Genomic DNA, 17,529 nt, shown 5'->3' on the forward strand with positions numbered 1-17,529 from the left:
GTTCTCAAATTATATAATCAGCATCGCGTCTCCGAAGCTGAAGAAACGGTATTCCTCTTCGACTGCATGGTTATAGGCACGCAGAATGTTTTCTCTTCCAGCAAGCGCGCTGACCAGCATAATCAATGACGATTTCGGCAAATGGAAGTTTGTAATCATTCCGTCAATGGCTTTAAATTCATAGCCCGGATAAATAAAAATAGATGTCCAGCCGCTTGATGTTTTAAATTGCCCGTCATGTTCCCCGGCAATCGTCTCAAGCGTGCGTGTCGAGGTCGTGCCGACAGAAATGATCCGACCGCCATTTTCTCTTACTTTGTTTAAGGCTGCAGCCGTTTCTTCTGACATTTGATAAAACTCTGCATGCATATTATGCTCTTCCACTTCATCGGCACTCACAGGGCGAAACGTTCCAAGGCCTACGTGCAGTGTGATGAACTCAATTTGCACGCCTTTGTCTTTCAGCTGCTGTAAGATTTCTTCCGTGAAATGAAGGCCAGCTGTAGGCGCAGCAGCAGAGCCGATTTCTTTTGAATATACTGTCTGGTAGCGCTCTTTGTCATCAAGCTGTTCTTTGATATATGGAGGGAGCGGCATCTCTCCAAGGGATTCAAGCACCTCGTAGAAAATACCGTCATATTGAAATTCCATCTTTCTGCCGCCGTGCTCAAGCTCTTCCGTGCAGATTGCCTTCAATCTTCCGTCTCCAAATGTGACAACAGTTCCTTTTTTCACCCGTTTCGCCGGTTTGGCAAGTGTTTCCCATTTATCACCGGTTTCCTGTTTCAACAAAAGAAGTTCCACTTTCGCGCCGGTATCCTCTTTTGTGCCGAATAACCGCGCAGGCAGTACCCGGGTATTGTTCAGGACTAGACAATCGCCTTCGTTAAAGAAGCTGATAATGTGTTTAAACGAGCTGTCAGTAAGCTCTCCTGTATGTTTATCGAGCACCATCAGCCTTGAAGCATCACGCTGCTCCAACGGTACTTGTGCAATTAAACGTTCTGGTAGTTCAAAATCAAATAAATCGACTTTCATGATGATTTCACCTTTATTCTAGTCTTTTGTTATTTCATTCTGCCAAAAAGATTAAGCAAAATTGATAATACCACACTTATAATAATACAAGTGACAACCGGGAAGAAAAACGTGACATTTCCTTTTTTTACAAAAATATCTCCCGGCATCTTGCCGACAAAATGCAAAACTGCTCCGATAATAAGCAAAACAGCACCAAGAATCATAATGATCTTAGGAAATTCAGTCATATCGGGGAGCCTCCATTTGGAAATGATGATAAACGGCCGGTGTCACGATCCTTCCACGCGGCGTTCTTTGTATAAATCCAATTTGCAGCAGATATGGTTCATATACGTCTTCAATCGTATGCGATTCCTCGCCGATGGTAGCTGAAATCGTATCAAGGCCTACTGGGCCGCCGTTGAATTTTTCGATCATGCCCATCAGCAGCTTATGATCAATATGATCCAAACCGAGGCGGTCAACCTGAAGCCGCTCCAGCGCATTCTGAGAAATGTCTTCCGTAATCCTGCTGTCACCCAGCACTTGGGCGAAATCGCGCACCCTTCTCAGCAGGCGGTTCGCCACGCGGGGCGTCCCTCTCGATCTTCTTGCAATTTCAAGCGCCGATGGTTTATCAATCTCAACCTCGAATACATCAGCGGTTCTTGTGACAATATCCGCCAGTTCTTCTTGTGTATAGTACTCAAGGCGAGACATGACGCCGAATCTGTCTCTTAAAGGAGCCGTCAAAAGCCCCACCCTCGTCGTGGCTCCTACCAGCGTAAAAGGCGGAAGGTCGAGCCGAACCGAGCGGGCAGATGGGCCTTTGCCAATCACAATGTCCAGGCAAAAGTCTTCCATTGCAGGATAAAGCACCTCTTCGATCGATCTGTGCAGCCTATGTATTTCATCAATAAATAATACATCTCCCGGTTCCAGCGCCGTTAATATAGCAGCCAAATCACCAGGCCTTTCAATCGCAGGCCCTGATGTCGTCCGCAATTCCACTCCCATTTCATTAGCAACAATCGAAGCAAGCGTTGTTTTTCCGAGTCCGGGCGGCCCGTACAGAAGAACATGATCCAGCGTCTCCTGTCTCATTTTCGCCGCATCTATAAACACGCGCAAATTTTCTTTTACCTTATGCTGCCCGATATACTGTGCCAGATTTTGCGGCCTCAGGCTTTGCTCTATCACTGATTCATGGTTGTCTGCTTCACTTGAGACGAGCCGTTCATCCATGAACATCACCTTACTTTAATAGTTTTTGTAATGCTTTTTTCACATATTGGTCTGTTGTCAGCCCAATTTCTTCTTTAAGGTGAGGAAGCACCTTTTTGATTTCTTTTTCAGCATATCCGAGAACCCTGAGGGCTTCAAGTGCTTCTTCAAGAGCCGTTTCCGCTGTTTGCTTTTCAAGCCTTTCTTCATGATTAAACAGATTTTCAATCATTTCAGGCACAACATCTGCCAGCTTTCCTTTTAAATCTAGAATTATCTGGCGTGCGGTTTTCTTTCCTACTCCAGGAAACTTGACCAAAAAAGCTTCATCTTCATTTTCAATTGCTTGGATGACCGCTCCGGGATCACCCGAGCCCAAGATGGCAAGTGCTCCTTTCGGGCCAATTCCGGTCACGTTTAACAGCTTTGTAAAGAGCGCCTTCTCCTCTCTTGTTGAAAAACCGTAAAGCGAAAAAGCATCCTCTCTGATATGATGGTATGTAAAAATCGTTTCCTGGCTTCTCTCCTTATATATAAACGGATTCGGCGTGAAAATCTGATAGCCGATGCCGCCGTTCTCTATGACAATATATTGGGGAGATACATAATCAATCGTCCCTTTAACAAATTCAATCACGCAAATTCACCTCTTTGACTGTTCTTCATTGTACCATAAAAACAGCCAAAGTCTTATAGAAAAGTTAACATATGTTCGCTTCTCTCTCATTCTTTCACGAAAAAAAAGACATGAATACATGTCTTCAATCAGCGGACGTTACCCGCTGTATGTCTTCATATGTTCGATGACATCCTCAAACTCCGCTTTTGTCCGAAATGGAATGCCTTTCAGCAGATTTTTTTGCATATGGCTTTCCAGCCTTTCTAAATCAATTTGAAAAAAAGACTGAATTGGTTCGGAAGCTGGCTCAGGCCGCCCATGAAAAGTGGAAATCACTCCATTATCCGATACACCGATATACCCGTTGACCTTGCTGAGCGGAGATATATCGTCCATTTGCTTCCGGAAGAGCACATATCCCTTTTTTTGTTCCACAAGCGTCCATCCGGCATAAGCTGCCCAAAAATCATCCATAGAAAACACTTTTTCATGCTTATGCTCAATGCTGACATCGCCGTCCAAATACACCTTTTCAAGCTGCACATGCACCTGCAGCGGCTCATAGTGCTCCACTTCCGCGCCAAGTGCGCGGGAAGGAGCTCCTATTAAAAATACTGCCGCTGAGCAAAGAATGCCCAGCAAAAGATACGCCGTGCTGAATCGTTTCACCCTCTACACCTCTTTGCACACGTTTATGATTAGTTTGACCAAAGAGGCTACTGCTTAACCGTTTTATCAAAATTTGTCTGCACATTTTCCCTGACAAACCGTTCCTCCGTATACACACCTGTGCTTTGCTCAGAAATTGTCAAGAATCGCGTCAGAAAGGCACTGAAAAAATACAATGCCGCAAAGATCCAAATCACGCCGCCTGCACCGAGCGGCCCAATGAAAAGACTCACGATGCCCGGCGCGATAAACGCACATAAACCAGATCCCAAATTCAACACTGACATGGCAGCACCTTTATTATCAGGTGCAAGCGTCGGCAAAAGCGCGCTTAATGGAACGTACCCTGCTAAAGCCGCGCCGTAGCAGCAGGCGATAATCATGAGCACCCAATACTGATGCCCGATCAGCTGAGGCGTGTAATACAGCGCCAGCGTAAAAATACCGCATCCGACACCGCCAAACCACATGACCGTATTGCGCCAGCCAAGTCTATCTCCGACTGCACCGAAAATGATATTAAACACAATATTCACAAAAAACAGCGTCCCCCATATTTGCAGCCATTCCGAAACCGAATACCCGTATCGTGCTAAATAAGTAGGAAGAAAGATGGCAAATCCAAATTGTCCTATCGCATTAATCGTCTTGACCACTCCGCCGATGCCTACCTTTGGGTTTTCAAACATAATCGTAAATGCCTTCGACAGTTCTTTCCATTTCGGCTGATCTTGTTTTTGTATCGGAGTAAATTTATCTTTGTTAAAAAATAAGGCAAGAATTCCGCCTGCCGCCACAAACAGTAAAGCGCTCCAAAGCGTATTGATTTCTCCAAAGGCCGGAACTGCATAGCTGGAATAGAACGGGCCGAGCACGTTAAGGCCGCACGTAAACATAAACCAAAACCAGCCGACGGCTTTGCCGAGAATATTTTGAGAGGTGCTGTATGACACCCATACGAGAAAAGAGTATGCAAACAGCGGATATCCCAAGCCTCTAAGAGCATAGCTGCCCAAGAGAGCCGGATAATACATATGAGGAATCGCCCAGCCGATAAAAGCGGCCGAACCGAGGATAAATGCAAGCAATCCGACAGTCATCGTTTTTCTCGGCCCCCAAGTTTGGACAAACGTTCCTGAAAGCCAAGCTGAGATGGTGACAGCAATGCCGTACATGGTAAATAACGATGCGGATTGCTGCATACTGAGACCATGATCAACGAGAAAAGGAGACAGCCAGCCTTGTTCGAGGCCGTCTCCAACCATAAAGATGACAACGCCAATATAACCCCAAACCATGTGAGAAGGAATTCCGATTTTGTTCAAAACATTTCCTTTAGCATGTACTGTATTCATTTTCTCCACCGCCTACTTAAAGTATCAATGGAGTATATACCCAAGCTTGCTGAATTGTAATCCTGTTAGATTAAAAAGCGATTTTTTCAGTGTGCTCAATGCTGACAGGCATGCCAAAAGCAAGCGATTGCTGTGCTGCTCTGGCGATCCTTCCGGCCTGTAAACCGTCATTGCCGGTGCAGGGAGTCTCCTGGTTTGTGCCGATCGCTTCTGCAAAACGGAGAATCTCCTCCTCATATGAATCCTTATAGCGTTCAAGGAAAAAGAAATGCGGTTTATCCTTCATCACAAAATCAGCTGTTGACACCTCAACCGTTGTCGGCCTGCTATTGTCAGCCGCTGCAGAGCCTTTCGTCCCGAAAACCTCAACCCGCTGGTCATATCCGTACACAGCTTGGCGGCTGTTATCAATCACAGCCATGGCACCGTTTTCAAAAGTCAGTGTAATAACAGCTGTATCAATATCACCCAGCTCCGCAAAAGAAGGATTCACCAAAGCCGCCCCTTTGGCATACACTTCCGTCACTTCGCTTCCCATAATATATCTGGCCATATCAAAATCATGGATCGACATATCCATAAACAATCCGCCTGACGTACGGACATAATCTATATTCGGGGGTTCTGGGTCCCGGGACGTGATTTTTAATAAATGAGGTGTACCGATTTCACCATTTTCAACAATCGTTTTGATTTTCTTAAAATGAGGATCAAAGCGGCGGTTAAATCCGACTTGAAGTGTTACCCCGTGTTTCCGGACAGCCGCAAGCGCTTCACTCGTTTCGTCCAGAGAGAAACTAACGGGCTTCTCACAAAATATATGCTTTTTCGCCTCGGCTGCTTCTTTGATCATCTGTGCATGTACGGCTGTAGGAGAGCAAATAAAAATAGCATCAATATCAGGATCATGTAATAAATCACGATAATCAGAGGTTATGTATTCAATCTGATGACTGTCGGCCCAGCTTTTTATACGGCTTGCCTGAATGTCAGAGACTGCTTTTATTTTCATGTGAGGAATCCGGCTTATATTTTGAACATGAAGTTTGCCGATGCGGCCTGCACCGATAATCCCTGTCACAATCTGTTTTGTCATGGCTTCTTCCCCCTTGATCATTCACGAAAGCGCTTTATTTAAAATTAATACTATCCCATTTGTAAGCGCTTTTCAAGAATGGAAATTAAACGTTCTATGTCTCTTTTATCACAATTCATGCTTATAAGTAGCCTTCTTCTTCAAGACCAGATACACTAGCATTAGGCTCTTTTTCCTGAACAGTTTATGATTTTCCTATAAACAGCTGCATAAAATAGAGCAAAGAAGGTGAATGAAATGCTGACAAAAGCAGAGGCACTGGCCCATACCGTCATATACCGCAAGAACAGCAGATTTGATAAAGTCAAAGAGAAATCCGAGGAATTAACACTAATCGGCAAGGGAAGAAGCGCCTATGTGTTTGCCTTAACAGAAGGCGGTCGAAAAATGGCGCTGAAAGTATTTTTTCCGGAATATCAAGCGACAGCAGTCAAAGAAGCAGCGATCTATGAAAAATTAGCCGGGTCCGCATTCTATCCTGACATTTACGAAACTGGCGATTCATTTATTCTCATGGAATATATTAAAGGTGAAACCTTTTATAACTGTCTGAAGAAAGGCATTGCAATCAGTGATGACATGATTCAGCAGGTTGAAGAAGCGCTTTCTGACGCCCGGGCAGCCGGACTGAACCCGTCAGATATTCATTTGCGGAATCTGATATTGACAGAAACCGGGGCGGTGCGGGTGATTGATGTTGCGAGATTTGAGCAGACAAAAACATGCACGCAGTGGGACGACTTAAAATCCGCATATCATGCACTCTACAAAAAACCGATATTCCCCAAAAAGATTCCGGGTTTTTGGCTGGAGATCATCGCATTTTTATATAAGAAAGATTGGTTTCAAAAGCATTTCGCACAGCGGAAAAGAAAATATTCTTAAATCAAAAAGGCAGCCGCACAAGCGGCTGCCTTTATCATGTATTTTTTACTTTCTGACGGCAGAAATCAGTTTCATTTGTTCAGGCGACAGCTTAATTCGATAGCCTCTCACAGTTAAGTAGACCGCTTCTGGGTCCTTCTCGCCGGAATGACAATACGTTTTTTCCATTTCTGTCTCCCCTCACCCTTTATTGGCTTTATTTCATCTTATCATTGCTTTATTAAGGTAATTTTAAAGAAATGTAAAGATCATATGAATCCGATATATAGTAAAATGAAAGAAAAAAAGGGAGAGAGTCACATTAAGACACGCAGCAACATCCCGCTTATTATGTTTGCCCTGCTGGTCTTCTTCGGCGGCGCCATTTATTGGATGTTATTTTCACTAAAAAACGTTCCGAAAGGCAATCTCGTCCAATCTGTTGAATCGCCGGACGGCAGCTATACGTTAAACACTTATGTATCCGAAAACACCTTGAGCTTAGATGCAGCCAGAGGTGAACTTGTAAATGAAAAAACACTTGTCAAGAGAACAATCTACTGGAATTACCCGGACAGCCGCCCAGCAGTGACGTGGATCAATTACAATACAGTGAAAATCGGCAATCAGACTTTACATCTCGATACTGATGAAACGTATGATTGGCGAAAAGATGATCATTGGATCCGTGAAGAACCGCCGCAGGCGTCAGTGAGGTGATGAAACATGAATAAGATGAACGGAACAAATGATGAAAAGCATTTCAATCATTTTGTGATTGCTTTATCCTTTATATACGGTTTGACTGAACTAGGCTATTTGTTGCTGAAGGATTTTATAACAATTGCCATAAGTTTACCTCTGTAGAAAAACGCAGCGTAGTCGATACGCCGCGTTTTTTCTTTTTCCCTTCCTCTTCTTATTGATAATTACAGGTCATATAATGTGACAAATCGATTGTAGAAATAGTTCGATTAGACCAAAATCCTTTTTATACATGTATTCGAATTTGAAGTGAGGGGGAAGCTTGATGGCAGATTTTGTTGCTAGTTTGAATGCGGTCTTATGGAGTACGCCCGTCATTTATATTTTATTGGGAATTGGATTCGCCTTTTCAATTATGACCCGTTTTTTACAAGTCCGACATTTAAAAGAAATGATTGTTCAGATGTTCAAAGGCAAGAGCTCTGAAGCCGGCGTTTCATCTTTCCAAGCGTTATCGATTGCGCTGTCCGGCCGTGTGGGCACAGGAAACATCGCGGGAGTGGCGACAGCAATTGCATTCGGCGGACCCGGTGCGGTGTTCTGGATGTGGGCGATTGCCTTTATCGGGGCGGCGAGTGCCTTTGTAGAATCAACGCTTGCTCAAATTTACAAAGTGAAACAAGACGGTCAATATCGGGGCGGCCCTGCTTATTATATAGAAAAAGGCTTAGGCATTAAGTGGTTTGCCGTCTTATTTGCCGCTGCTGCCCTTATTGCAATGGCCTTTCTAATGCCGGGCGTACAGTCCAACTCCATTGCGGCTGGGATCCAAAATGCATTCGGCATCTCTCCTTTCGTCACAGGGTGTGGTCTGGTTTTATTATTAGGGTTCATTATTTTTGGCGGCGTCAAACGAATTGCCAATGCGGCGCAAATGATTGTTCCATTTATGGCAATTGGATATATCCTGCTGTCTTTGATTATTATTGTCATGAATGTGTCTGAATTGCCTGCTGTGATCTCATTAATATTCAAAAGCGCCTTTGCATTGGATTCCGCTTTTGGCGGCTTGATCGGCATGGCGATTTCCTGGGGCGTTAAACGTGGCATTTATTCAAACGAAGCCGGCCAGGGAACAGGCCCGCATCCGGCAGCTGCTGCAGAGGTTTCTCATCCGGTCAAGCAGGGACTGGTTCAGGCATTTTCTGTTTATATTGACACCTTGTTTGTATGTTCCGCTACAGCTTTCATGATCTTGTTTACCGGCATGTACAATACCCAGGCTGCAGATGGTTCCTTTATCGTTCACCAGCTTAAAGGCGTAGAAGCAGGACCTGGTTTCACACAAGCGGCAATTGACAGTGTTCTGCCCGGATTCGGTGCAGGCTTTGTTGCCATCGCTTTATTCTTCTTCGCTTTTACAACAATTATGGCGTATTACTACATCGCAGAAACAAATATCGCCTATTTAGCACGAGGCAGAGAAAGCAAATGGGCGATGCTTGGCTTAAAACTGATTATTTTAGCCGCCACGTTCTATGGTACTGTGAAAACAGCTTCACTTGCTTGGGCATTAGGGGATGCAGGGCTTGGCATTATGGTATGGCTGAACGTCATTGCCATTGTGCTGCTGGCCAAGCCGGCGCTTCTTGCTTTAAAGGATTATGAGCGCCAAAAGAAGCAGGGCTTAGACCCGGTCTTTGATCCAAAAGCGCTGGGTATCAAAAACGCTGATTTCTGGGAGAAAGAATACACTCATGATAGTGAACGTGTCTCCTGAACATACTAAAACCGGCCCGATATGACATCGTGCCGGTTTTTTATGAGCGATAGTTTGTATACACTTCTTGAACATCATCGTCATCTTCAAGGATGTCTATTAATGTTTCCAGCTTCTCAACAGCCTGATCATCGGCATCTGCATAGGTATTGGGAAGCATGGTCACCTCCGCCGAAGAAATTGGATATTTCGATTCGAGGGCTGTTTTCACCTCTTCAAAATGCTCAGGCTCTGTGAAAACCTCATATAGGTCTTCTTCAATTCGCAGCTCTTCTCCTCCTGCTTCAAGCACATCAAGCATGAGCTCATCTTCTTCTATTTGCCGTTCAGTACGGTCTATCGTAATGAACCCCTTTCGTTCAAATAAAAAGGCTACACATCCGCTTTCTCCCAGACTTCCGCCATTTTTATTAAAGGCTGTCCGCACATTTGACGCCGTTCGGTTTTTATTATCTGTTACGCATTCAACCATGACGGCAATCCCTGAAGGGCCGTAGCCTTCATAGGTGATTTCTTCATAGCTGCTTCCGTCTTGGCCTCCCGCAGCTTTTTTAATGGCCCGATCTATATTTTCATTCGGCATATTGGCGCCTTTTGCTTTTTCGATGACAAGACGCAATGCTGAATTTGCTTCTGGATCCGCTCCGCCTTCTTTCGCTGCCACATAGATTTCTTTTGCAAGCTTCATAAATATTTTGCCGCGCTTTGCATCCTGTGCATTTTTTCTTTTTTGAATGTTTTTCCACTTGGAATGGCCTGCCATGTTTTCACCTTCTTTTACATTTTCTATGTACACTTTAATGGGAATTGTTCGCTGATGCAAAGAAAAAGGCTGCCGAATATCACTTCCGGCAGCCCTTCCTTCCTAGCGGTTGTTCATTTTATGAAGTTTTCTGAACAGCCCTTTATCTGTTGATACCTGGACATCACGGCCATTTGCATAATTGCGCGCTGCTTTTACGACATTATCTCTGTCAGACTTTGTGAACTCTCTATGGCTTCTGACTGCGATAACTACTCGATCATCCGATACCATAACTTGTGTGTCATTGACGTTTTTCACTTGTTTCACACGGTTGGCAATTTTTGCAGCCAGTCTTCTGTTTTCTTGGTTGTCATACCCGTTGTTCGCTGCATTCCGATTCATGTTTCGGTTATTCGTGTTGTTATATGTTCCGTCAGTTGCCAAAGGAACACGATCGTCAGCAGTAACACGGTCACGGTTATTTACATTCGTGGTGTTTCGGTTACCGTCGTTCTGATCCTCCATTAATTCAGAAACAGGACCATCGTGGTCGATTCCGTCTCCCTGTCTATCGGCGTCATTTTCATTTGTATAATATCCGATTGGACGGGTATTGCCGTTATTGCGCGTATCATTCATAGCATTATCGTTTGCTCCGCATGCTGTTAAGCCGGCTGTCATTAGAATCAGGCTAGCGATCGTCATTTTTTTACCCAATGGAAAAACCCCCCGTGGACGAATTGAGCATGTTTGCTCGCTTTTATCATGTGCGTATGGGGGGCATGTTAAGCGTGTCAGTTCTCTCCATTTGGCAGTGATCTGCTTAAAAACAAAAAAAGGAACGATTTACATCGTTCCGAACGATCACTCATTTTCTTCTTCCGGCCGGCCAAACATTTGGTTTACAGAAGGCTGGTTCGTCATTGGCATAGAAACTCCTGCCGAATATGGGTTTGGATTTGGGTTAGCTGTGCCATATGGCATATTAGGGCTTCCGTAAGCTCCCATTCCCGAATGGCCAGGCGCAGAGAAATATGGCTGATGATCACCGTCACAGCCGCAGTCGTCATGATCTTTGTATGGCATGTAACCATGAGCCGCAGCAGGCTGGTATGCTCCCATTACTTGGGGAGTGCCGTAATAAGGACCATACGGCATATGTCCATACGGAGATCCATAAGCCGGAGATGCGTATTGCGGCGCACCGTATGAACCGTAATGTCCGTGATGGCTGTTTTCATGATGCTGGTTTTCATAACCCGGGTCATACTGAGGCGATACAAAGCCTGGCTGGTATCCATGCATCGGATGCATTGGATAAGCTTGTGCCGGATAGTACGGATAGCATAATCCTGATCCTGGAAGAATTGGCGAAACAGGCACCGGACACGGTACGAAATGAGCCGGATAATGATAATAAGGCTGAACAGCCGGCATCGGCATATTCGGAACTGTGTGATGAACGTTTTCCTCTTCTACACCGCCTACCTCTGGCGCCTTTGGCATATTAGGCATATTCGGATAATTTGCATTTTCCATATTACTCATAGCCTCCTGTTGTGGAAATTGGTCTTGCATATGATACATATGATCCATATTTCCGTCATGATGTTTTTTCGGCTCCTCCGGTTTAGGAGGCGACCAAGGCTGGAAAAGCTGTTTCATATCATAATAATCGTTCACATCAGCTTCAGGGTACACATTTTCCTGCAAATTAGGCATCGGCGGGACATACGGCATGGACTTTTTTTCTTTCGGCTTTGTGTCTTCTACATCGACAACGGATTTAGGCTTCTCTTTCGCATATGGATGTTCTTGCTTCACACTCCCGGCCGCAGGACTTTTGCCCGCTTTTGGCTCTTTTCTGACCGGCACTCCTTCTGACGGCACTTTTATTTTCATTCCAGGCATGATTAAGTCTGGATTGCTAAGCTGTGTATTGAGTTTTTTCACTTCCTCAACATCGACTCCGTACTTTTCAGCTATTTTCCAGAGCGAATCACCTTTTTGAACGATATGGATTTTCAACGTTTTCCCCTCCTATGCAAAACGTGAACAGTTCAGCTGTGATTACAATATGTTTCTTCACAACATATGCCTGAACAAAAGAAGTTATGAGTAAAGGAAGGGAAAATATTTCTGATCTACGTGATCGAGAGCATTCGATTCAGGGCAAGGAGTGCATCTTCCTGAATGGCTTTTGGCACTTTGATGACGCCTGAAGGTTCTCCTTTTTCAATTTGTTCCAGCGACCACAACAAATGCGGCAAATCAATTCGGTTCATTGTCAGGCAAGGGCACATGTCAGGGTTAAGTGATTCGATTTGTTTATCTGGATGCTCGTGAATGATCCGCTGAACAAGATTCATTTCTGTCCCGATTGCCCACTTGCTTCCCGCCGGAGCCTGGTTGATTGTGTCGATAATATATTTCGTTGATCCGTTATCATCGCTTAGTGTCACGACTTCGTGTGAACATTCCGGGTGCACAATGATCTGAATGTCGGGGTCTCGCTCTCTCATATCATTGATATTTTTAGTGGTGAATTTCTCGTGAACAGAGCAATGCCCTTTCCACAAAATCACTTTCACATTCGTATGCCCGGATTCAGCTACTAATTCATCTTTCATCGGATCCCACACAGCCATATCTTCAAGCGCAATGCCCAGATCATAAGCCGTATTTCTCCCTAAATGCTGATCAGGCAAAAATAAAATTCTTTTTTTCTGTGTAAACGCCCATTCAAGCACTTTTTTCGCATTCGAAGAAGTCACAGTTGCTCCGCCATGCTTTCCGACGAATGCCTTGATCTCCGCAGTGGAGTTCACATAAGTTAAAGGTATGATCGTATCTCCAAATATATGCTGAAGCTTCTTCCATGCCCTATTGGTCTGCTGCATGTCAGCCATGTCAGCCATAGAACATCCAGCTCTCATATCTGGAAGGACGACCGTTTGCCGCTCACTTGTCAGCATATCGGCGGTTTCTGCCATAAAGTGAACGCCGCAAAATACGATATAATCCGCTTCTTTGTTTTTTTCCGCTACTTGGGCCAATTGCAGGGAGTCGCCTGTTTGGTCAGCAAATTGTATCACTTCATCCTTTTGATAATGATGGCCTGGTATAAAGAGCCTGCTGCCGAACTTTTTTTTAATGGCGGCAACGCGCGTTTCCATATCCTTTCTCGATAGTTCTTTATAACTTTCGGGCATCATATCATTCGATTGTTTGATCACATCAAGAATTGACATAACGGCATTCCTCCACAGATTCATTTGATAACGTAACATCCATGCTGATATCTAAACTTTTGACGGAATGAGTCAGAAATCCTAATGAAATATAATTCACACCCGTCCCTTTAAAAGCAGGCAAAGATTCTAACGTAATCCCGCCGGAGGCTTCAGTTTTTATATGATCCGGTGTGAGCTTTGCAAAATGACGGACCGTATCAGGCGGACAGTTGTCAAACATAATAACATCCGCTCCAGCTGCAATTGCTTCCCGCAGCTGTCCCTCCGTTTCAATTTCCACCTCGATATTTACCATGTGCCCTGCGGCCTGACGGGCTTTTTTGCACGCCTCTAAAATAGAGCCGCATGCTGCGATATGATTATCTTTAATCATGATGCCGTCATACAAACCGAATCGATGATTATACCCACCGCCGGCTCTGACAGCATATTTCTCCAGCATTCTGAGCCCCGGTGTTGTTTTTCTCGTGTCACAAATTTTAATCTGTTCATCATCCAGACACCGAACAGCCTCTCTTGTCATTGTCGCAATTCCTGACAGCCTCTGAATAAGATTTAATACGACCCGCTCTCCTGAAAGGAGCGCAGCTGCGGGACCGTGTAACTCGGCAATCACTTCACCTTTATGCAACATGTCCCCATCTTTTTTGTGCAAAATGATTTGAGCATTTTCGTCCAATAACGAAAAGCCTTCTTTTATGATCGCTGCTCCTGCAAAAATACCCTCTGACTTTGCAACAATCTCCGCTTCACAGCTCTGTTCTCCAAAAATAGACTGCGATGTAAGATCCCCTGTCCCAATATCCTCAAGAAAAAAGTGATTCAGTAATTTTTTCAGCTGTAAATGATTCATTGTTCCAAATCCCCTCGTTTTTTCTGATCTTCGTTCCTTTTTTTGTATGAACAATTTGTCTTCCTTGCCAGCTCACCTCAGCATGAGGAAAATCGGTGCGGAAGTGAGCCCCTCTGCTTTCCTCCCGCAAAAGCGCAGAAAACGTCATCAGCTTTGCAGTTTGCCATAGATGAGAAAGTTCCATCTGCCGAATTGTGATATCCTTCACATTTACTTCCTGAAAAGGCAGCGTATGAAGCCAGATGCTAAGCTCAATCAAACTGCTTTGTTCCCGCAGAATAGACATGTGGCTTGTCATTTTGCTTTGCAGTTCATGCACCTCTATATCCGGCACCTCGTAGACGACACTGGTTTCTAACCTTGATTGATATTGCCTGTTATAAACCGGTTTTTGGATAATATGCTCTGCTGCCCTTTTTCCAAATACCAGCGCTTCCAATAAAGAATTGCTTGCAAGCCGGTTTGCTCCATGTAAACCGGAGCATGCTGTCTCGCCAATCGCATAAAGTCCCGGCACTGTCGTTTCTCCCCAGCGATTAACTGAAACACCTCCCATTAAGAAATGCATTCCCGGAGCAACAGGAATTTTTCCGCTTTGAATATCAACCTCTGCTTTTTCACAAATAGCGGTGATGGTAGGGAAACGTGTTTCAAAATCAGAAATCGCACTGAAGTCTATATAAACGCGATTTCCTTTTGCCATTTCTTCGTGAATAACCCGTGAGACAATATCTCTTGGAGCCAGGTCACCTAAAGGATGCCGTTCAGCCATAATCCTGCGGCCGTTTTCGTCTACTAAACATCCGCCTTCCCCTCTGACAGCTTCTGAAACAAGCCCGTAGGAAACACCATTTTTCACAAGCAGTGTCGGGTGAAACTGAGTAAACTCCAAATCCGTTAATTCCGCCCCGGCCCGGTAAGCCAGAGAAAGACCGTCACCTGTGACAGTAGGATCATTTGTATGGTGAAGAAACAGGTTTCCACAGCCGCCGGCAGCCAGCACAACTTCGTCTGCGTGCCTTACCTTGAGCCGCCCTTTGCTGTCTTTTGTCATGACGCCGATACATCGTCCGTCCTCTATAAGTAAATCTGCTGCCATTTCATTCTCGATTAACTTGATTTTGCTGTTGATCCGTTTGAGCAAATAATCGATAAGCAGCCTGCCTGTTGCGTCTCCGCCTGCATGAAATATACGGTTGTATGAGTGGGCCCCTTCTTTTCCAAGACAAACACCGCCTCGTTCATTGCGGTCGAATGGAAATCCACGCTCCAATAGGCTTTGAACCATCATTTTTCCATCATGTAAAATGTCTGCTGCAATAGCTAGATTATTATGGCCGCACCCTGCGTATAACGTATCCTCCAGATGGGCTTCAATCGAGTCATCTTTTGCATAGGCCGCAGCAATCCCGCCTTGTGCATAGACAGAATTGCTGTTTTTGACGCTTTTTTTTGTGATAACAGTCACTTCGTATGAGGGCGGGAAAGCTGCAGCTAAGGAAAGTGCCGCCGCCCCTGAACCGATGACTGCAATCGTCTTTTTAGACATATGCCATCCTCCTGTTGTTTACACCTGTCTTGACACCTATATTTACACAAGGATAAAATAAACTCAAGAGTTTTTTATGGAGAACGGATGGAGGAAGACCGGATGATTTATTTAGATTATGCAGCGACAACGCCTATTTGTGAGGAAGCCCTTACCGTATATCAGAAGCTTAGTATGGATATGTACGGAAATGCCAGCAGCCTGCATGATGCAGGAGGAAAAGCAAAGCACATACTGGAGTACTGCCGTGAAAAAATCGCCAACATCATTGGCGGAGAAGCAAGCGGCATCTATTTTACAAGCGGCGGCACTGAATCCAATTTTCTGGCCATTCAATCATTGCTAAACGGCCTGCCAAAAAAGAAAAGACATTTTATTACAACTGCCATGGAGCATCAGTCCATTCACAATTGCGCTGCTTTTTTGGAACAGCAGGGATATGATGTAACAGTCATTGAACCGAATGAATACGGGCTTATTACCGAGGAAATATTACTAGCCCATATCCGGCCGGAAACAGGCCTTGTATCTATTCAGCATGCAAATTCTGAAACCGGGATCATTCAGCCCATTCAACGCCTGTCTTCATACCTGCACAATAAGGGGATTCTTCTTCATTGCGACGCTGTTCAAACGTTTGGAAAGATCCCGATCAATACAAAAAATCTGGGAGTAGATGCACTCTCAATGTCTAGCCATAAAATCCACGGTCCAAAAGGAGTAGGGGCGGTCTATATCCATCCGGATGTCCCTTGGAAACCAGTTTATCCTCTGACTACTCATGAATACGGATTCAGAGCCGGCACCGTAAATGTTCCCGGGATCGGTGCCTTCACTGCCGCTGCAGAATTGATCGTAAGCGAAATGGAAAAACAGATATCCCGCAATGAGGCATTAAGAACTTACTTTCTAGACCAAATCCGTATTCGGTCTCTCCCTGTAACCCTTGCGGCAGAGACTTCGCAAGCAGAATGTCTTCCGCATATTATAGGGTGTTTTTTTCACTCATTTGAAGGACAATATGTTATGTTAGAATGTAATCGGAGTAACATTTGCATTTCAACCGGCAGCGCTTGTTCTGCAGGTTACCACGGTCCGTCTGAAACAATGAAAGCATTAAGAAAAACCGAACAAGAAGCTCTGCAATTTATCCGCATCTCTTTTGGCAGGCATACAACAGCTGAACAGCTGGAACAGTTATTACATACGTTTACAGTGCTTTGGGAACAAAAGAAAGGAGAATTTGATATTGACCGAAGAATTAAAGCTAATGGGCGCCAACAGGCGTGACCAGCTTCTTCTGTGGCTGAAGGAATCTAAATCACCGCTGACAGGAGGAGAACTCGCAAAAAAAGCGAACGTCTCAAGACAGGTTATTGTACAGGATATATCGCTCTTGAAAGCGAAAAATGTACCGATTATCGCCACAAGCCAAGGGTATGTATACATGGATGCAGCCGCTCAGCAGCACCAGCAGGCAGAAAGAATCATAGCATGTCTGCACGGTCCTGAACGGACAGAAGAGGAACTGCAGCTCATCGTCGACGAAGGCGTTACAGTAAAAGACGTAAAAATCGAGCATCCCGTATACGGAGATTTAACTGCAGCCATCCAAGTAGGCACCCGGAAAGAAGTTAGCCATTTCATCAAAAAAATCAATTCTACGAATGCTGCCTACTTATCACAGCTGACCGACGGCGTGCACCTGCATACACTGACAGCACCTGATGAACATCGCATCGATCAAGCCTGCCAAGCCCTCGAAGAAGCCGGCATTTTAATTAAAGACTAAAAAA

General features: G+C 44.7%; 20 protein-coding genes. 6 read left to right on the forward strand and 14 right to left on the reverse strand.

Translation table 11 applies throughout. The features are described from left to right. Nucleotides 1-9 precede the first annotated feature (9 nt). The 7 genes from queA to iolG all read right to left on the reverse strand — a co-directional run bounded on the left by queA (nt 10) and on the right by iolG (nt 5,983). Complete coding sequence (gene queA, locus QF06_RS12050) at nt 10-1,038, reverse strand: tRNA preQ1(34) S-adenosylmethionine ribosyltransferase-isomerase QueA (RefSeq protein WP_041850173.1); 1,029 nt, start codon at nt 1,036-1,038, stop codon at nt 10-12. Nucleotides 1,039-1,067: 29 nt separating this feature from the next. Further along, the gene (locus QF06_RS12055) at nt 1,068-1,268 is read right to left on the reverse strand and encodes a DUF2905 domain-containing protein (RefSeq protein ID WP_003222669.1); all 201 of its coding nucleotides are present in this window, start codon (nt 1,266-1,268) and stop codon (nt 1,068-1,070) included. Further along, the gene (gene ruvB / locus QF06_RS12060) at nt 1,261-2,265 is read right to left on the reverse strand and encodes a Holliday junction branch migration DNA helicase RuvB (RefSeq protein WP_003229718.1); all 1,005 of its coding nucleotides are present in this window, start codon (nt 2,263-2,265) and stop codon (nt 1,261-1,263) included. Before ruvB ends, QF06_RS12055 begins: the two co-directional genes overlap by 8 nt. Before the next feature lie 10 nt (nt 2,266-2,275). Then, nucleotides 2,276-2,881, reverse strand: a complete 606-nt coding sequence (gene ruvA / locus QF06_RS12065) for a Holliday junction branch migration protein RuvA (RefSeq protein ID WP_003229717.1) — start codon at nt 2,879-2,881, stop codon at nt 2,276-2,278. Nucleotides 2,882-3,019: 138 nt separating this feature from the next. Then, entirely contained in the window at nt 3,020-3,532 is a 513-nt protein-coding gene (bofC, locus tag QF06_RS12070; protein WP_003229715.1) for a sporulation cell-cell signaling protein BofC, read from the reverse strand. Between the two features lie 47 nt (nt 3,533-3,579). Then, nucleotides 3,580-4,887: an MFS transporter gene (locus QF06_RS12075; protein ID WP_015483512.1), complete on the reverse strand. Its 1,308-nt coding sequence runs from the start codon at nt 4,885-4,887 to the stop codon at nt 3,580-3,582. Nucleotides 4,888-4,957: 70 nt separating this feature from the next. Further along, entirely contained in the window at nt 4,958-5,983 is a 1,026-nt protein-coding gene (gene iolG / locus QF06_RS12080) for an inositol 2-dehydrogenase (protein ID WP_032726305.1), read from the reverse strand. A gap of 237 nt (nt 5,984-6,220) precedes the next feature. Here iolG and QF06_RS12085 point away from each other — a divergent pair, with 237 nt between their 5' ends. Then, nucleotides 6,221-6,868 carry a phosphotransferase gene (locus QF06_RS12085; protein ID WP_003246159.1) on the forward strand — a complete coding sequence of 216 codons (648 nt, stop codon included), beginning with the start codon at nt 6,221-6,223 and terminating at the stop codon, nt 6,866-6,868. A 45-nt stretch (nt 6,869-6,913) separates the two neighbouring features. On the opposite strand, the gene QF06_RS21870 is transcribed toward QF06_RS12085, so the two are convergent. After that, on the reverse strand, nt 6,914-7,036 hold the full coding sequence (locus QF06_RS21870; RefSeq protein ID WP_003229707.1) for a hypothetical protein: 123 nt from the start codon (nt 7,034-7,036) through the stop codon (nt 6,914-6,916). A 204-nt stretch (nt 7,037-7,240) separates the two neighbouring features. Between QF06_RS21870 and QF06_RS21875 the strand changes: the two genes are divergently transcribed. From QF06_RS21875 to QF06_RS12100, 3 genes are all read left to right on the forward strand, one after another. Next, the gene (locus QF06_RS21875) at nt 7,241-7,567 is read left to right on the forward strand and encodes a DUF5412 family protein (protein ID WP_176217815.1); all 327 of its coding nucleotides are present in this window, start codon (nt 7,241-7,243) and stop codon (nt 7,565-7,567) included. 6 nt (nt 7,568-7,573) lie between these two features. Next, nucleotides 7,574-7,714 (forward strand): hypothetical protein, encoded by a 141-nt coding sequence (locus QF06_RS21380; protein WP_004398683.1) that lies wholly within the window; start codon nt 7,574-7,576, stop codon nt 7,712-7,714. Between the two features lie 163 nt (nt 7,715-7,877). Next, nucleotides 7,878-9,332, forward strand: coding sequence for an alanine/glycine:cation symporter family protein (locus tag QF06_RS12100; protein ID WP_041850175.1), 1,455 nt, complete (start codon nt 7,878-7,880; stop codon nt 9,330-9,332). A 40-nt stretch (nt 9,333-9,372) separates the two neighbouring features. On the opposite strand, the gene QF06_RS12105 is transcribed toward QF06_RS12100, so the two are convergent. From QF06_RS12105 to nadB, 6 genes are all read right to left on the reverse strand, one after another. Next, nucleotides 9,373-10,095: a YebC/PmpR family DNA-binding transcriptional regulator gene (locus tag QF06_RS12105; protein ID WP_041339264.1), complete on the reverse strand. Its 723-nt coding sequence runs from the start codon at nt 10,093-10,095 to the stop codon at nt 9,373-9,375. Nucleotides 10,096-10,197: 102 nt separating this feature from the next. After that, a complete protein-coding gene (gene sgpA, locus QF06_RS12110; RefSeq protein ID WP_038829633.1) occupies nt 10,198-10,794 on the reverse strand; it encodes a spore germination protein SgpA in 597 nt (198 codons plus the stop codon). A 147-nt stretch (nt 10,795-10,941) separates the two neighbouring features. Continuing rightward, on the reverse strand, nt 10,942-12,105 hold the full coding sequence (safA, locus tag QF06_RS12115) for a spore coat assembly protein SafA (protein ID WP_021480233.1): 1,164 nt from the start codon (nt 12,103-12,105) through the stop codon (nt 10,942-10,944). Between the two features lie 116 nt (nt 12,106-12,221). After that, nucleotides 12,222-13,328 (reverse strand): quinolinate synthase NadA, encoded by a 1,107-nt coding sequence (gene nadA, locus QF06_RS12120; protein ID WP_041850176.1) that lies wholly within the window; start codon nt 13,326-13,328, stop codon nt 12,222-12,224. Beyond that, nucleotides 13,315-14,184 (reverse strand): carboxylating nicotinate-nucleotide diphosphorylase, encoded by an 870-nt coding sequence (nadC, locus tag QF06_RS12125; RefSeq protein WP_041850177.1) that lies wholly within the window; start codon nt 14,182-14,184, stop codon nt 13,315-13,317. Before nadC ends, nadA begins: the two co-directional genes overlap by 14 nt. Further along, on the reverse strand, nt 14,138-15,733 hold the full coding sequence (nadB, locus tag QF06_RS12130; RefSeq protein WP_041850178.1) for an L-aspartate oxidase: 1,596 nt from the start codon (nt 15,731-15,733) through the stop codon (nt 14,138-14,140). The genes nadC and nadB overlap by 47 nt, the downstream gene beginning before the upstream one ends. 102 nt (nt 15,734-15,835) lie before the next feature. On the opposite strand from nadB, the gene nifS reads away from it, so the two are divergent. Further along, the gene (gene nifS / locus QF06_RS12135) at nt 15,836-17,023 is read left to right on the forward strand and encodes a cysteine desulfurase NifS (RefSeq protein WP_041850179.1); all 1,188 of its coding nucleotides are present in this window, start codon (nt 15,836-15,838) and stop codon (nt 17,021-17,023) included. After that, a complete protein-coding gene (locus tag QF06_RS12140; RefSeq protein ID WP_004398582.1) occupies nt 16,983-17,525 on the forward strand; it encodes a transcription repressor NadR in 543 nt (180 codons plus the stop codon). Before nifS ends, QF06_RS12140 begins: the two co-directional genes overlap by 41 nt. Nucleotides 17,526-17,529 lie beyond the last annotated feature (4 nt).

It is taken from the genome of Bacillus sp. YP1 (genome assembly GCF_000877815.1).
GTDB classification, from domain to species: domain Bacteria; phylum Bacillota; class Bacilli; order Bacillales; family Bacillaceae; genus Bacillus; species Bacillus subtilis.

Bases quoted from the DNA above. Each gene is read 5' to 3' on its own strand.
- queA (WP_041850173.1), bottom strand. From the start codon at position 1,038: ATGAAAGTCGATTTATTTGATTTTGAACTACCAGAACGTTTAATTGCA.
- QF06_RS12055 (WP_003222669.1), bottom strand. From the start codon at position 1,268: ATGACTGAATTTCCTAAGATCATTATGATTCTTGGTGCTGTTTTGCTT.
- ruvB (WP_003229718.1), bottom strand. From the start codon at position 2,265: ATGGATGAACGGCTCGTCTCAAGTGAAGCAGACAACCATGAATCAGTG.
- QF06_RS12075 (WP_015483512.1), bottom strand. From the start codon at position 4,887: ATGAATACAGTACATGCTAAAGGAAATGTTTTGAACAAAATCGGAATT.
- iolG (WP_032726305.1), bottom strand. From the start codon at position 5,983: ATGACAAAACAGATTGTGACAGGGATTATCGGTGCAGGCCGCATCGGC.
- QF06_RS12085 (WP_003246159.1), top strand. From the start codon at position 6,221: ATGCTGACAAAAGCAGAGGCACTGGCCCATACCGTCATATACCGCAAG.
- QF06_RS21870 (WP_003229707.1), bottom strand. From the start codon at position 7,036: ATGGAAAAAACGTATTGTCATTCCGGCGAGAAGGACCCAGAAGCGGTC.
- QF06_RS21875 (WP_176217815.1), top strand. From the start codon at position 7,241: ATGTTATTTTCACTAAAAAACGTTCCGAAAGGCAATCTCGTCCAATCT.
- QF06_RS21380 (WP_004398683.1), top strand. From the start codon at position 7,574: ATGAATAAGATGAACGGAACAAATGATGAAAAGCATTTCAATCATTTT.
- QF06_RS12100 (WP_041850175.1), top strand. From the start codon at position 7,878: ATGGCAGATTTTGTTGCTAGTTTGAATGCGGTCTTATGGAGTACGCCC.
- QF06_RS12105 (WP_041339264.1), bottom strand. From the start codon at position 10,095: ATGGCAGGCCATTCCAAGTGGAAAAACATTCAAAAAAGAAAAAATGCA.
- nadA (WP_041850176.1), bottom strand. From the start codon at position 13,328: ATGTCAATTCTTGATGTGATCAAACAATCGAATGATATGATGCCCGAA.
- nadC (WP_041850177.1), bottom strand. From the start codon at position 14,184: ATGAATCATTTACAGCTGAAAAAATTACTGAATCACTTTTTTCTTGAG.
- nadB (WP_041850178.1), bottom strand. From the start codon at position 15,733: ATGTCTAAAAAGACGATTGCAGTCATCGGTTCAGGGGCGGCGGCACTT.
- nifS (WP_041850179.1), top strand. From the start codon at position 15,836: ATGATTTATTTAGATTATGCAGCGACAACGCCTATTTGTGAGGAAGCC.